This is a genomic window from Desulfosporosinus cupriresistens (assembly GCF_001707885.1).
Lineage (GTDB): Bacteria > Bacillota > Desulfitobacteriia > Desulfitobacteriales > Desulfitobacteriaceae > Desulfosporosinus.
Window position 1 is genome coordinate 21,572 of the sequence record NZ_MASS01000046.1, and the last position, 14,447, is coordinate 36,018.

12 protein-coding genes and 1 pseudogene are annotated in these 14,447 nt (G+C 42.8%); 11 read left to right on the top strand and 2 right to left on the bottom strand.

What is annotated here, in order from left to right; translation table 11 throughout:
- Window positions 1–56 precede the first annotated feature (56 nt).
- The 11 genes and pseudogenes from ilvC (at window position 57) to DSBG_RS16180 (ending at window position 11,533) form a co-directional block, all read left to right on the top strand.
- The gene (ilvC, locus tag DSBG_RS16135) at window positions 57–1,055 is read left to right on the top strand and encodes a ketol-acid reductoisomerase (RefSeq protein WP_009624929.1); all 999 of its coding nucleotides are present in this window, start codon (window positions 57–59) and stop codon (window positions 1,053–1,055) included.
- A 13-nt stretch (window positions 1,056–1,068) separates the two neighbouring features.
- A pseudogene (locus tag DSBG_RS16140) lies at window positions 1,069–2,035 on the top strand (hydroxymethylglutaryl-CoA lyase-like TIM-barrel protein).
- 30 nt (window positions 2,036–2,065) lie between these two features.
- Window positions 2,066–3,133 (top strand): 3-isopropylmalate dehydrogenase, encoded by a 1,068-nt coding sequence (gene leuB / locus DSBG_RS16145; RefSeq protein ID WP_068965300.1) that lies wholly within the window; start codon window positions 2,066–2,068, stop codon window positions 3,131–3,133.
- 69 nt (window positions 3,134–3,202) lie between these two features.
- On the top strand, window positions 3,203–3,358 hold the full coding sequence (locus tag DSBG_RS23220; protein ID WP_157998529.1) for a hypothetical protein: 156 nt from the start codon (window positions 3,203–3,205) through the stop codon (window positions 3,356–3,358).
- Window positions 3,359–3,541: 183 nt separating this feature from the next.
- Complete coding sequence (gene proC, locus DSBG_RS16150; protein ID WP_068965301.1) at window positions 3,542–4,351, top strand: pyrroline-5-carboxylate reductase; 810 nt, start codon at window positions 3,542–3,544, stop codon at window positions 4,349–4,351.
- Window positions 4,348–5,469 (top strand): glutamate 5-kinase, encoded by a 1,122-nt coding sequence (proB, locus tag DSBG_RS16155; RefSeq protein WP_083236926.1) that lies wholly within the window; start codon window positions 4,348–4,350, stop codon window positions 5,467–5,469. The genes proC and proB overlap by 4 nt, the downstream gene beginning before the upstream one ends.
- Window positions 5,470–5,682: 213 nt before the next feature.
- On the top strand, window positions 5,683–6,933 hold the full coding sequence (locus DSBG_RS16160; protein ID WP_068965302.1) for a glutamate-5-semialdehyde dehydrogenase: 1,251 nt from the start codon (window positions 5,683–5,685) through the stop codon (window positions 6,931–6,933).
- Window positions 6,934–7,920: 987 nt separating this feature from the next.
- Window positions 7,921–8,511: a TetR/AcrR family transcriptional regulator gene (locus DSBG_RS16165; RefSeq protein ID WP_068965303.1), complete on the top strand. Its 591-nt coding sequence runs from the start codon at window positions 7,921–7,923 to the stop codon at window positions 8,509–8,511.
- A gap of 36 nt (window positions 8,512–8,547) precedes the next feature.
- Window positions 8,548–10,239 carry a PEP-utilizing enzyme gene (locus DSBG_RS16170; protein ID WP_068965304.1) on the top strand — a complete coding sequence of 564 codons (1,692 nt, stop codon included), beginning with the start codon at window positions 8,548–8,550 and terminating at the stop codon, window positions 10,237–10,239.
- A gap of 44 nt (window positions 10,240–10,283) precedes the next feature.
- Window positions 10,284–11,189: a PEP/pyruvate-binding domain-containing protein gene (locus tag DSBG_RS16175; RefSeq protein WP_068965305.1), complete on the top strand. Its 906-nt coding sequence runs from the start codon at window positions 10,284–10,286 to the stop codon at window positions 11,187–11,189.
- 143 nt (window positions 11,190–11,332) lie between these two features.
- Window positions 11,333–11,533, top strand: coding sequence for a hypothetical protein (locus DSBG_RS16180; protein WP_068965306.1), 201 nt, complete (start codon window positions 11,333–11,335; stop codon window positions 11,531–11,533).
- 104 nt (window positions 11,534–11,637) lie between these two features.
- Here the strand turns inward: DSBG_RS16180 and DSBG_RS16185 are convergent, their stop codons facing one another.
- The gene (locus DSBG_RS16185) at window positions 11,638–12,126 is read right to left on the bottom strand and encodes a CarD family transcriptional regulator (protein ID WP_068965307.1); all 489 of its coding nucleotides are present in this window, start codon (window positions 12,124–12,126) and stop codon (window positions 11,638–11,640) included.
- An 811-nt stretch (window positions 12,127–12,937) separates the two neighbouring features.
- Window positions 12,938–14,290: an IS4 family transposase gene (locus DSBG_RS16190; RefSeq protein WP_068965308.1), complete on the bottom strand. Its 1,353-nt coding sequence runs from the start codon at window positions 14,288–14,290 to the stop codon at window positions 12,938–12,940.
- Window positions 14,291–14,447 lie beyond the last annotated feature (157 nt).

A 14,447-nucleotide genomic window follows, 5' to 3' on the forward strand; every position in this document is an offset into this window, starting at 1 on the left:
TTATACTATGTATAAGACCTAAATTAACAGGCTTATTAATGAGAGGAAGATATGAAATGGCAAAAATGTATTATGAAGTAGATGCAAATCTGGAGTTATTAAAAGGGAAAGTTATTGCTGTTATGGGATATGGGAGCCAAGGACATGCCCAGGCTCAAAACCTAAAGGATTCTGGTCTTAAAGTTTTGATCGGACTTCGTCCGGGAAGTGCTCGGTGGGAGCGTGCTGAAGCTGCAGGTTTTGAGGTTATGACAGTCGAAGAGGCAGCTAAACGCGCTGACGTCATTCAAATCCTGCTTCCCGATGAGACGCAAAGCAAGGTTTATCAAAATGAAATTAAGCAGCATTTGACCTCAGGTAAGGCTCTTGTCTTTTCTCACGGATTTAATATTCACTTCGGGCAAATTGTTCCTCCGAAAGACGTTGATGTCTTTATGGTGGCTCCGAAAAGCCCGGGTCACTTAGTACGTCGTACTTATACCGAAGGCGCTGGTGTACCTGCTTTAATCGCGGTTCATCAAGATGCCACGGGCAAAGCCAAAGAATTAGCCTTAGCCTATGCCAAAGGAATTGGATCAACTAAAGCTGGAGTCCTGGAAACAACCTTTGGTGAAGAGACTGAAACAGATTTGTTCGGAGAACAAGCAGTTCTTTGCGGAGGGGCTTCCGAACTTGTCAAAGCTGGATTTGAAACCTTAGTAGAAGCTGGTTATCAGCCTGAAATCGCCTATTTTGAATGCTTACACGAGCTTAAGCTCATCGTCGATTTAATGTATGAAGGCGGCTTAAGTTGGATGCGTTATTCTGTTTCAGATACTGCACAATATGGTGATATGACCGTTGGTAAGCGGATTATCAATCAAGAAACCCGTAAAGAAATGAAAAAAGTTCTGGCAGAAATCCAAGATGGAACCTTTGCTAAAGCCTGGTTACTGGAAAATCAAGCAAATCGTCCGGCCTTCAATGCTATAGCTCGCCGTGAAGAAAATCAACTCATCGAAAAAGTTGGGGAAAACTTAAGAGGAATGATGAGCTGGTTGAAAAAACACGAATAATGGAGGTTGAGGAATGCGTCGGATTGAGATCTTTGATACTACGCTAAGAGACGGTGAGCAATCACCGGGAGTAGCACTTAACGCAGATGAAAAGTTGCAAATTGCTCGTCAATTAACTAAGTTGAGTGTTAATGTTATCGAAGCCGGGTTTCCCATTGCCTCCCCGGGAGATTTGGAGGGAGTCCGTCGCATTGCTCAGGAAGTCAAGGATGTAAGCGTGGCAGCCCTGGCACGGGCCAATGCTAAAGATATTGAATGTGCATGGGAAGCACTTTCGGGTGGGGAGGCCCCTCGCATTCATACCTTTATTGCCACTTCACCAATTCATATGCGCTGTAAGTTGCAGAAGTCACCTCAAGAAGTCTTAGAGCTTGCTGTACAAGCCGTCCGGTTGGCTAAGTCTAAAGTTGCTGGAATCAATTATCCTAGGAAAACACTCGGGGCGACACGCAGTTCACCAACGGTTTGCTGAGATCGGGTTGGATTTAGACGAAAACCAATTTGAAGAGGTGTTTTCTCGATTTAAGTTATTGGCTGATCGTAAACGAGAAGTGACGACAGCTGATTTATTCTCCCTCGCAGATGTGCAAACCGAGAAGGTTGATCCGATTCACTTAGATTATCTCCAGGTTTCCAGCGGGACTCATATTCTCCCAACAGCAACGGTCAGGTTAATGTGTAACGGACAACGTTTAGAAGATGCGGCCTGTGGGGATGGTCCGGTTGATGCTGCATTTAAAGCTGTCGATAAGGTTCTAGGCACAAAAGGGAAACTGACGCACTATTCACTGCAGGCACTTGATGGTGGAGAAGATACTCAAGGAGAGGTCGCCGTTACCGTTAAATTTGGTGAGAATCTAGTTGGCGGCCGTGGAGTAAGTACAGACATAATAGAAGCTAGTGTATTGGGCTATCTTCAGGCGGTAAATAGGGCCTTCGAAAGAGGCTGGATTACAGTTCGCGAGAAGAATGAGGGCTAAAGGCAGTCACAGTTGAAGGGAGAAAAAAGAATGCCTAACGTTTTAGTACTTCCGGGCGATGGTATTGGGAAAGAGATTACACCGGAAGCGGTTAAAGTTTTACAAGCGGTGCTAAAAGGTTGCTCGACTAGCCTTAATTTCCAGAGTGGTTTAATTGGTGGAGCAGCTATTGACGAAATGGGCAAGGCGTTACCTGATGAAACATTAGTTGCGGCTCAGGCAGCAGATGCGATTCTCTTAGGTTCAGTTGGGGGGCCAAAGTGGGATACCCTTCCGGCACCACAACGTCCAGAATTAGGAGGTCTGCTCGCCATACGAAAGGCATTAAGTCTTTTTGCCAATATTCGTCCTGTTAAGATGCTCCCCATGTTGGTGGAAGCCTCCACGCTTCGTTCTGAAGTTGTCAAGAACGTTGATCTTGTCGTTTTGCGTGAATTGACCGGTGGCCTTTATTTCGGGCAAAAAGGGAGAGGGACAGACCCTAAGAGTGCTTTTGACACGTTGACATATTCTGAGGAGGAAATCCGTCGCATTGTAGAACTTGGTTTCCAAATGGCTGCTAAGCGACGCAGAAAGCTTTGTTCAGTAGACAAAGCAAACGTCTTGGAAACATCTCGTTTTTGGCGTGAAATAACGATGGAAATTGCACAGAATTTTCCGGATGTTGAATTGACACATATGTATGTGGATAATGCAGCAATGCAATTAGTCCGCGATCCTTCTCAATTTGACGTCATTGTTACGGAAAATATGTTTGGAGATATTCTAACCGATTTGGCATCTATGCTGATGGGGTCCATTGGAATGATATCCTCGGCAAGCTTAAATGGGACAAAAGGACTCTATGAACCAGCGCATGGCTCGGCACCAGATATTGCTGGGAAGAATATTGCCAATCCGTTAGCAACGATTCTATCTGGGGCCTTAATGTTACGCTATTCGTTTGGCTTAGAAAATGAGGCCCAAATGATTGAGCAAGCTGTAGAAAAAGTCTTGCAAGAGGGGTATCGAACTTCGGATTTAGCCCAATCAGGCGATAAGGTATTGGGAACTCGAGAAATGGGAGATGCTGTCGTTGCTGCACTAACGAAGGGATAATGGAAATAAAACCTTGAATTTCTTGGTCTTGTGCGGTAAAGTATATTTAACTGTATAAAGAGGAAAGCATTGGATCGACCTAGTACAATAAACGGTGATGTTCAGAGAGAAAAACAACGGCTGAAAGTTTTTCCACACACGATATTGGAACCCAGTCGTGATGCTCTGATGATGAGTCGGACGGTTTCCACCGTTAAATGGAATGTTGCTGGAGAGATCCTGTAACATGAAGTTGGCATTGTGCAATAAAGGTGGTACCGCGGAAGGCTTCTTTCGTCCCTTAATAAGGATGAGAGAAGCCTTTTTTGCGCTCATTGACGCAATTCCGCTAAAGTGCTCATTAACGGGTGATGCAGAGTGTGAATATATGGGAATGATTTAAAGTAGCTATAGAAAGGGTGTTTGTGTATGAACGAAAGTATTGGTTTTATTGGTGGAGGAAATATGGCGGAGGCCATTATCGGCGGGCTTAAGAAAATAGATAAGGACATCAATATTCGAGTCACCAATCGGACGAACCATGAACGACTTCAACATTTGGTTGACAAGTATGGTATTAAAGCTACCGCACTGCAAGAGCTTGTAGATAACTCTAGTGTCTTGATTATCGCCGTGAAGCCGAAAGACGTTCATGAAGTGCTTAAGCATCTAAAGAATTATTCATTACAAGATAAACTGATCATTAGTATTGCAGCGGGTATTTCCTTAAAGGTGTTTCACAAGTCCCTACCTGGTGTTGCGATCGTTCGGGCTATGCCAAATACTTCAACGGCGGTGCTGCAATCTATGACTGGGCTGGTGCGGGGTGAAACAATAGCTCCAGACCAGGCGGAGATTGCGGAACAAATTTTTTCGGCCATTGGGCGGATTCTGTGGATCCCGGAGGAAAAAATGAATGCCTTAATTGCTCTAAGTGGCAGTGGGCCAGCCTATTTTTACCTTTTCACCGAGAGCTTAATTCGAGCAGGGGTTCAATTAGGTCTGAGTGAAGAAGAAGCCGAGATGTTAGCACGTGAAACCCTGGTCGGGGCGGGTAAAATGCTGACGGAAAGTGAGAAGTCCCCTGCGAAATTGCGTGAGGAAGTGACTTCTCCAAATGGTACAACTTATGCTGCCTTAAGAGTATTTAGTGAAGAAAAATTACCTCAAATCGTGATGAAGGCTGCTCAAGCCTGTGCTCGGCGTGCAGGAGACATGGAAGGAGAGTATTCGGAGTGATTTCACCTGAGGTTCGAAGAGTGGTTATAAAAATAGGAAGCAGCAGCTTGAATCATCCTGAAGGCGGTTTAGATGATCACGCGATTAATGAAATAGTTACAGTAATCGCAGCGCTGAAGCAAAAGGACGTAGAATGCGTTTTAGTAAGCTCAGGCGCAGTGGCTGCTGGTATGGGACAACTCGGACTACAGGTACGGCCACGGGATCTAGCGGGTAAACAAGCAGTTGCAGCGGTTGGACAGGGAGTGCTTATTGAACGGTACGCTCGAAATCTTGAACGACACGGCTTGGTGGGGGCCCAGATTCTATTATCTCGAATTGATCTAGCGGAAGCGGCTCGCTATCACAATGCTCAAAATACGCTCGAAAAATTATTGCGCTTACATGTCATTCCTATTATTAATGAAAATGATACTGTGGCGGTAGAAGAACTCTGTTTTGGAGATAATGATAGCCTTTCTGCCTTAGTTGCAGGTCTCGTTCACGCGAATTTATTAATCATTCTTACAGATGTTGATGGCCTGTATACGACTAATCCTAAAAAAGATCCCCTGGCTCAACTTATCGAAGAAGTTACAGAGGTGTCAGCTGTAGAGAGTATGGCAAGTGGGGCAGGGACTTCTATGGGTACCGGAGGAATGGTTACGAAACTTAGGGCGGCAAAGATAGCCACACGATTTGGAATTGGTACGCTCCTTTTGAACTTCACTCGGATCAGAGAACTCCTCGGTTTGACAGAGAGCCAGAGCCCAATAGGGACCTATTTTCAGCCAGCAAAGCATCGTCTGGTGGGCCGGAAACGTTGGATTGCCTATGGGGGATTATCCGAAGGTAGCATCCAAGTCGATGATGGAGCAGCAAAGGCCCTTGTGGGAGAAGGTAAAAGTTTACTCGCCAAAGGAATCATAACAACTGAGGGGACCTGGGAGCGTAAAGAAATTGTGCGGATTACTAATCTAAAAGGAGAGGAGATTGCTAGGGGAGTCGTAGAGCTAAGTAGTGATGAGGTTCAGCTCGTTAAAGGGCTGCATTCTGAGAAAATGCTGCAAATCATTCCTGATTTTGACTGTGAAGAAGTGGTTCACCGTGATAATATGACTCTGATGTTAGATGGGTAATGTGAGTTCAATAGGAAGGAAAATATCTAAAAATATTCTTGCCATGGTATGGAAAAAACTCTAAGGATTTGAGGGCAGGTTAAGAAGAAGTTGCCTTAGAAACTTTATTAAAACCTTGAAGAAATGATATAATTTGTCATTACCAATGAAGATAGTTTTTTAGAACATTGAGTTTCAGGTTAATATTGTGGAAACTAGAAAAGGGAGGGGTCTATCATGTTTCATGCAGAATTAATGGAGATTGGGAGAAAGGCTAAGGTTGCGGCTCGTCAATTGGCTTTTGTTGGTACGGAGTCTAAAAACAAGGCACTACTTGCCATGGCTGAAGCTCTCGTGAATAATGAACAAGAAATTCTTAAGGCCAATTCTATAGATGTTCAAGCAGCCGAGGAAAAAGGACTGAAGAATAGTTTGGTCAACCGCTTAAGGCTAACCTCAAAAGGTATTTTGGATATTAGTAATGCACTCAGAGAAGTTGTCGTCTTACGAGACCCTGTTGGGGAAGGGGAAGTTTGGACGCGTCCAAATGGCTTGCGCATTCAGCAGACCCATGTTCCATTAGGGGTTGTGGCAATGATTTATGAAGCGAGGCCCAATGTAACGGTTGATGCAGCAGCCTTATGTATAAAATCTGGAAATGCGGTAATCCTCAGGGGAGGGTCCGAGGCCATAGAAAGTAATAAGGTTTTGGCCAGAGTAATCGCCGAGGCTGCTGAGGAAAGCGGGTTGCCGCAGGGATGTATCCAGCTAATTACAGAGACCAACCGGGAATGGGTTCAACAGCTTATGCGCATGAATGGTTATGTGGATGTCATTATTCCTAGAGGTGGTGCAGGGCTGATTAAAACGGTAGTACAAAATGCCACGGTACCAGTTATTGAGACTGGAACAGGAATGTGTCATGCTTTTATTGACCAATATGCAGACTTTGACAAAGCAATTCCTATAGTAATAAATGCCAAGACTCAAAATCCTGGTGTCTGTAATGCTCTGGAAACCCTACTCGTGGATGAAGCGATTGCGGAAGACTTCCTTCCGCGCATGGGAGAAGAGCTAAAGAAATATAAGGTCGAAATTAAAGGGTGTCCGAGAACATGTGGAATTTTGTCTTATGCGCTACCTGCAATAGAAGAGGACTGGGTAGCAGAACACCTTGATCTTATTTTAAGTGTTAAAGTTGTTCCTCATCTAGATGCCGCGCTCGATCACATATACAAGTACAGCACGAAGCATTCCGAAACAATCATTACAGAGAATTATTCGAGAGCCCAACGATTTCTAAAAGAAATTGATGCAGCCGCTGTTTATGTAAATGCCTCAACCCGTTTCACCGATGGGGGACGTTTCGGCTTTGGAGCGGAAATTGGAATCAGTACCCAAAAGTTGCATGCTCGTGGGCCAATGGGTCTGAAGGAACTAACAACTATTAAGTATATAGTTTACGGTGATGGACAAATCGTTTAAGAATAAGGTGCCACAACCTGGTCGCACGCAGTATTCTACTCGTTTAGTGGTCTAAAAGCTTTTCTTTTGATGATGTAGACGTGATATTGAAGGAAGACAATAATTTTACATTTTCGATGCATAAGAAAGCTCGGAAAAGAGCAGTATAATAGCGAAGGGTATGCAATAGTTGAGCTAAGATTTATCTATATCTTTCATGAGATATAGATAGGTCGACCAAAGATTATGGTTAGGTGAAAGCCTGAACGTAGTCGGAGGGAAGATTTTTTATGGTGGGGAAAAGCTTTATGGCAGTCGATTTCTAATTTATTGCCCTAGGGTTCCAACTTATCATAAAGGGTCGAGCGAAGATTATCCTGGGTATTGATTTTTTTCATATATGAACAGGCTTTGCTTGTTTATATATGAATTGACTGGTCATATATTGCCGAGAGGTTGTATATGGTTGGGTAGATATCTAGTATGGTCGAACGAACCATCTTTATTGGTTGTAACTTGCTTGATTTTGGTCGGAAGATCATTGTTAGGTAATAAGCTATCTATATTGGTGTAAGGTAGACTATTGTATGCTCTTCTTTTATAAGCCCTGTCTTGAGGACAGGGCTTATTTACATGTTCAAACACATTTCTTCAATTTAAGTGAAATTCCCGGTGTTATTACAAAAATATAGACTTGAAGTATACTTTGAAATTTTTGCATATTGGAGATCCACGTAAGTAAAGCAGCGCAAACCTTTCCGCATGACCTTGGGATCTTTTCTTTACAAAGCACAATCAATCGATTACTAAACTAGTTAAAATAAATGATCACGATTTTTAGTCATGGTCATTTTTTAATGTCTCAAAAAAGCAAAAGTATTTTTATTGACAGAGAGATCTTTCGGAAATATAATGAACTATGTCATTTGATGAACAGTGTACACAGAATGAATGAGTACATTGTTGTTTCCGGTCAATTACGTCTACAATTTGAGGTGAAAGATTGTCATGAAATTAAGAGATAAACAAAAGGCTGAAGTCAAATCAGCCCTCTTACAAGCCGGCGAAGAGCTTTTCCGGACTAAGGGGTTTACGGAAACAACCATTGAGGAGATCACTAGCACTGCCGGGGTAGCAAGGGGAACCTTCTATAACTATTTTCAGACAAAAGAAGATTTAGCCCTTGAGATACTTTACGAGACAGAAGAATTAACGACAAAGCAAGTGGATGACTTTTTTACAACCACTCCAGGAACAGATCGTCAAATTCAGGCTATTATTGCTAATGCCGTCGAGTGGACCCTAAATAGACCAGAACTCGTTTTTGTCACCATGTTGGAAAAGATGAAGCGCGGACTAACGCCAAAATATCCGAAAGGGCCTCTCTTACGGAGGCTGATAACCGAAGCCTTTGCACGTGGTCAGAACGCTGGAGTTGTAACGAAAGAACGACGTCCCCAGGAGCTAGCTCACGATGTTGATGGGTTATATATAGTTCACATGGTGAGATGGTATCATTATGGTCAACAAGATGACCTCTTAGCCGCTCTTCTATCCGCAGTTAACACCTACTTATCAGGTGCGTTGATAAAGCAGTGAGAAAGCAATTTAAAAGTTGAGGGAGGTAGAAAAGAAATGTCTCTTTGGGAAGCTAAGGGGTTCTGGATGCGTGATAATATTCATTGGCCGAGACCGGTACACCCACTTTTTGTCTCTTATGGACTCCTTCCTGTCGAAGTCGGGTCAGCTCGTGCTTATGAGGAGTGGTCTATACCTTCTCTTAAATATGCCTATCTTGTTCTCCATGGCTATGTTTTTCAACGTATTGAGCCCCTTGGGGGAGATACTCCGCCGATTATGGAGCGGTTTCCGTTTCTCTTTCATTTGTGGCGGATTAATCCGAAGTTCCGCAGCCGGGTCTTGGGCTTTGAACGGTTTCTTAAGGAAAAAAGGTTTGAAAGTCACGTCTATGCCTGGAGGGATGTATGGGAGCCGGAAGCCCAGATGCGTCTTGAGCGGATCCGAGATTTTGATCGTGCCAATGCGAGTTTCGAAGAACTGGCCAATCACCTTGATCAATGTTATGACTTTTTATGCTGGTCCTGGAATCCACATGTAAAAATTGTCATGTTTGGCATGTACATACGTGGGCGATGGGTGGAGGTATGTGAAAGACTTCTTAAATTAACAGACTTCGAAGCCTACGAATTGGTTCAGATGAATGATCCTGTGGTCTTAAACACGACGAATCGTCTCTTAACCTTGGCACAGCGTGCTGCTGCAGACCCGATGGTTAGAGAAAGTTTGTCTTTACCTAGTGAAAAAGCACTTCAACTGCTATCCCATACTTGGTTTAAGGAAGAGCTCGATCAATTCTTAGAAACTGAAGGAGATCGGCCTGCAGATAGTTTCGAATTCACACCTACGTGGAGAGAAATGCCGGAGATCGTGGTTGGGATTATCAAAGGGTTAATGGACTCGGATGACTCTATGACCGAAGACTCTGATTTTCAAGCGTACCGGCTGCAGCGGATCAATGAACTTCGCAGTACTTTAACGGGAAAGGATCAAGAGGAATTCGACGCCTGGCTTGAATTAGCCGAGCAAGCTCAACCATTAAGCGAAATCCATGACTACATTTTAATGACTGTTCCCCTTAGTCTTACGCGTTATACTGCAATTGAGGTTGGCAGAAGATTTGTTCAGAATCGTATTCTTGATAGTTCAGATGACACTTTATTCCTCTACCGCGAAGAATTACTCTCTGCCCTAAGAGGAAATTACAACCTTGCTAACTTAAAAGGACTGGTGGCCAAGAGGAAGGCTGAGCATACCAAAAATTTCTCGTTAGTGCCGCCCCAAACCATTGGAAAAATGCCCATCGAACCCCCTTGGGATGTTTTTCCCCCTCTTGTAGCGGAGGGGTTGAAGATTTTTGTGAAACAAACATCCCATCTTGAAGCGTATCAGGAAGCGTCGAGGGAGCTATCTCCAGAGGGAGAGTTGTTTGGTACCCCAGGTTCTCCAGGAGTTGCCGAAGGCCCCGTGCGCATTATTCATACGGCTGAGGAGTTTCACTTGGTTCAAGAAGGGGAGGTCTTAGTCTGTCCGTTTACTACTCCGACTTGGACGGTATTATTTCCGCGTGTGGTGGCGTTAATCACCGATTCGGGTGGAGTATTGTCTCATGCAGCAATCGTTTCTCGAGAATACAGACTTCCTTCGGTAGTCGGGACGATTAATGGGACAAAACTATTGCATAATGGGCAACGTGTCCGTGTGGACGGAGCCGCTGGAAAGCTTCAAGTCTTAGATGAGAATAGCTAAATGGAAAAATATCCACGCAAAATAGTTAAATGGAGAATAATGCGATGAAATATGTACGGTTACTTCAAGAATTAAAAAGAGAAGACCTAGCGTTAGCTGGCGGAAAAGGAGCTAATCTAGGCGTATTAGTGTTAGCAGGGATGAACGTACCCCAGGGCTTTGTTTTGACCGTTGAAGGATACCGTCGTTGCCTAACGAATATCCATTTACCGAAAATTAACGTCCATGACTTACCAACTTTAGAAGATGTAACTTCTAAGATTCAGAGGGAAATAGAAAATGCATACTTGCCTGATGAAGTAACGATAGAAGTCCTTGAAGCTTATCGAAGGATGGGTTGCCCTAAAGTTGCCGTACGTTCCTCGGCTACGGCTGAAGATCTACCCAGTGCCAGTTTTGCAGGTCAACAGGAAACTTATCTAAATATCCAAGGGGAAAGTGCAGTTTTTGAGGCCATAAAAAAATGCTGGGCTTCACTTTGGGCACCCCGAGCTGTGCAGTATCGTTCCTTACAAGGATTTGGAGAAAGTGACGTCGCTCTTGCTGTGGTCATTCAGGAAATGGCACCGCATGAGGTCTCGGGAGTGGTCTTTACAGTTAACCCTCTTTCCAATGACTCAAGTGAGCTGATCATTAATGCTGCACACGGTGTTGGGGAAGCTCTGGTTCAAGGAGAAATCATTCCTGATCAATGGCTTGCCAGACGTCCTGATGGTGCAGTGCTTAAATTTACTCCTGCTCCGAAGAAGGGCCAATCGCCCTCAGCCTTCATTCATACTGGGCGTCCTGCCCGAGGGTGTTTAACCTCCCAACAGGTTCGGGAGTTGGCTTGTCTATGTCTCCAGATCGAAAAGCATTTCCATGGAGTACCTCAAGATATCGAGTGGAGCTATGGCTTAGGGGAGTTTTACCTGCTTCAAAGCAGGCCCATTACGACACTTAAGCCATAGTGATTCTAAGCGCAAAGTTCATTTATTTTTGATACCCCTTGTCAGCAAGCGGTTAATGATTTGTATTGCGTAAATAGCTCTTTTAACGTGTCAACGCACGTTGGCGTTACTTCATTGTGCGCGGGTTCTTGAAGGCTGAAATATTGTTCGATAAACTTAGTCCTCTGTTTGAATTGACAGATCGATGTGAAAACATCAGGCTCAAGTCTGAAATGCTCATGGACATCACAAAAGTGTTTACTGAGCTGGGCCACGCAAAGCGGGGCAATAGACTAGAATGGGGGATTATCATTCTTATCATAATCGAAATTGTTCTAGTAGTTATTTCAATGCTAATAAAATAAACAGGTTACAGCAATACAACTAACATTCTTGACCTACAAAAACAGCAGTATGCAAAATTAGACAAAAAAAGAACAGTCAACACTGTGTTCAAACTGTCTCTTACCTACAAGATTAATAGAACTTCATCTAACAGATGGTTTGCTTGTTCCTGAGCAATTCCTTTGACTTGCATAACCTCACTGATAAACATCCGACGGGCACTGTTTAACATAGTCTTGTCTTCTGTTCCAAGCTTACGCTTTTGATTTTTTCGCATTAAATCCCGAATGATTTCAGTTCCTTTGTAAATATCGCCAGTTTTTATTTTGCTTTTATTAAGATCCCTGCAATAACGTCGGTCTTCATAGATACTTGGATCTGTATTTCCAATGTGGAAATCTGTGAGAACATTTTCTAAGATATCTGGCTCAACTATCTGACGGATACCTAGAGTCGTAGCTTTATCTATAGGAATCATAATTTGCATATTGATTTGAGGCATATTCAGTGTATAGAAAAGCTTGTTTTTTCCCAATACCTCTCTCTCTTCAATGGCTTCAATAACACCTACACCTAGCATTGGATAAAGAATCTTGTCGCCAATTTGAAACATAAATCCACCTCCTGAGTGAGTGATTATTATAAGTATAACATAGACTCATTTAGATAGCAAATATATATACTACCATATTGAATAAGTCCTTGTCAAGAATTCAAAATGGTTTTTTATTGTTTTCTCGAATATTCTTCCGCTGAGTACAGTACTTTTACAAAGCGACAAGAGACAAGAGACGAAGAGATGCACGTTGGCGTTACTCTGGTCACAGTGTCGAGAGATATCTGAGACTTATCGGATTTTATTTTGCTCAGGTTAGTTTGGCAGAGGATCGGGTTGTTTATTTTTTTCTTACCATTTTTCTTGCTATAATATATGAATGCGGATCAAATCGTATAGTAAAAAAGGAAAGTGGGGACAGCAAGATAAAAACTGAAGTCGAATATAGATAACCGGAAAATTTCATTAAAGATAAATATTAGGAGAACAGTTTTTCCCCCAACCTAAAGATAGGCCCTGAGTTATGAATTGGAAATATGAAGAGGGACGTATATTCTTATAGTTTGGTTGAAAAGGCATAAAGAAATTGTACATGGTTATCCTTTTAAAGGATATGGATGATGATAAAGCCGTTGCCTGCAAAATTAATTCAAAACATTAAAGCGGTGCAATTGCCCTAAGTATGACATTCCGAAATGGTCGCTGGATCATTCTTGTGCTAACTGGGAAGAGATTGTAATAGGAGAGTATCTTCTATGTAGAAAAGAGGATGACAGTGTATTTTGAACGAGGAATCAGTTGCAAAGTAGATGAGGAAACATCATATTGGTTGTTGTTTAAAGGGAATAAAATTCTTCTTATAAATAACTCAACTTTCGCACCCCAGTTGTGCAAATAAAGCCCTAATATAACTGGGCAAATCACTAATCCAGTTGTGTAGTTGACTAAGCGATTCTTTGTTCTTGGGTTTGTTCGGTAGTAGATCGAGTACAAATGCCATCAATTGACGTAAGGCTGTTTTTAAGTCTAAATCCATTACCTCATCTGCAAAAAGGTAAAACAATCCTCCCAGTGAACGTTCATCGTTATTTTGTCTACGCTCCCACTCAAGGATGAGATAACGAGTAAAGACTATTGTTGTGTGGCTAATCATCATATCGAATGACCGTCCTTGGAATTCGGTACCCAGTTTTAAGTGTGATTTAGCCACTTTGAAAAAGGTCTCGATACCCCAACGCATCCCATAAATCCTTATAATCTCAGCATTATCTAAGGCAATATCTGTTGTTAGAATTGCCAACCAATCTCTGCGGTTGTTCCGATTCTGGACGAAGACAATCTTAAGAGATAAACCTGTTATGGTTTGAACACGAACTGAGCCCAGAATTTCCGCTTTATGGTTTTTAGGGATTTTAGCGTAAAGCTCACTTAGACTTAATGCATTTCCCTCGAAACAATAACGTTGTTTAAGCTCTTTTACCATCCCAATGGTGTGAAGTCCCTTATCCATCAGTTTTTGTAGAAGTGGAGCATGAGTGAACCAACTATCCATCAGAACGTAATCTGCCGAGAATCCCGCATTGAGAGCTCTTTCAAGCATTTGGACGACGGCATCAGGTTTAGGATTCATCGCTTCCATGCGACGCTTATAACCAATGGATCGTTTGTCCAAGTCCTCCCGCATTTCACAAAGACGGTTTTTAACCTTAGCCGAACTCATCAACGTGAAATCTATGGGTGCAAAGCTGTAGCCATCAGACCAACCCAACGTGAGTAAGCTATAGCCACGGATAAAGCGACCAGAAACATGGTCAAAGATCCGGGCTAAGAGTTCAACCTTCTTACTCCTTTCTCGTCCCATTACTGAATCATCGACGACAAAAACACGGATACGCTGTGCGGAGGTGAGTTTTTCAAATCGCCGAACAACCTTAAGACTGAGTAACTGATAGAAACGTCTCCAGTTATAACGGGATTCATTAAGAAACCGATAAACTACGTCTTTACCTGGAAGAGACTCTGCTCGGGTGCCTTCTAGTAAGCGGTACAAATTACGGCCTTGGAAAACTAACTGAAATATGATTTGGAAGACAGCGAAGCTTGAGATCCCATAGGATTTGCGAATTCCTGTTGTTCGAAGAAGTTGACTTAACTTAAGAGAAGAAAAAATTAAAGAAAGTTGATTTTGACGCTGTTCAGACAGAGAGTTGTGTTGTAACATTTAGATACGCACCTTTCTGGTTTGGATTTAATGGTTGTTTGGTCACTTCCATTTTACCAATTGGAAAGGTGTTTTTCTGTCAATAGACTAAAATATTTCGTCCTAACCTAGATACATACTGGGTTAGAGGTAACTTTCGCTATGCGAAAGTTGAGTT

Excerpts from the sequence above, each read along its gene's own strand:
- ilvC (WP_009624929.1), top strand. The coding sequence starts at position 57 with ATGGCAAAAATGTATTATGAAGTAGATGCAAATCTGGAGTTATTAAAA.
- leuB (WP_068965300.1), top strand. The coding sequence starts at position 2,066 with ATGCCTAACGTTTTAGTACTTCCGGGCGATGGTATTGGGAAAGAGATT.
- proC (WP_068965301.1), top strand. The coding sequence starts at position 3,542 with ATGAACGAAAGTATTGGTTTTATTGGTGGAGGAAATATGGCGGAGGCC.
- DSBG_RS16165 (WP_068965303.1), top strand. The coding sequence starts at position 7,921 with ATGAAATTAAGAGATAAACAAAAGGCTGAAGTCAAATCAGCCCTCTTA.
- DSBG_RS16170 (WP_068965304.1), top strand. The coding sequence starts at position 8,548 with ATGTCTCTTTGGGAAGCTAAGGGGTTCTGGATGCGTGATAATATTCAT.
- DSBG_RS16175 (WP_068965305.1), top strand. The coding sequence starts at position 10,284 with ATGAAATATGTACGGTTACTTCAAGAATTAAAAAGAGAAGACCTAGCG.
- DSBG_RS16185 (WP_068965307.1), bottom strand. The coding sequence starts at position 12,126 with ATGTTTCAAATTGGCGACAAGATTCTTTATCCAATGCTAGGTGTAGGT.
- DSBG_RS16190 (WP_068965308.1), bottom strand. The coding sequence starts at position 14,290 with ATGTTACAACACAACTCTCTGTCTGAACAGCGTCAAAATCAACTTTCT.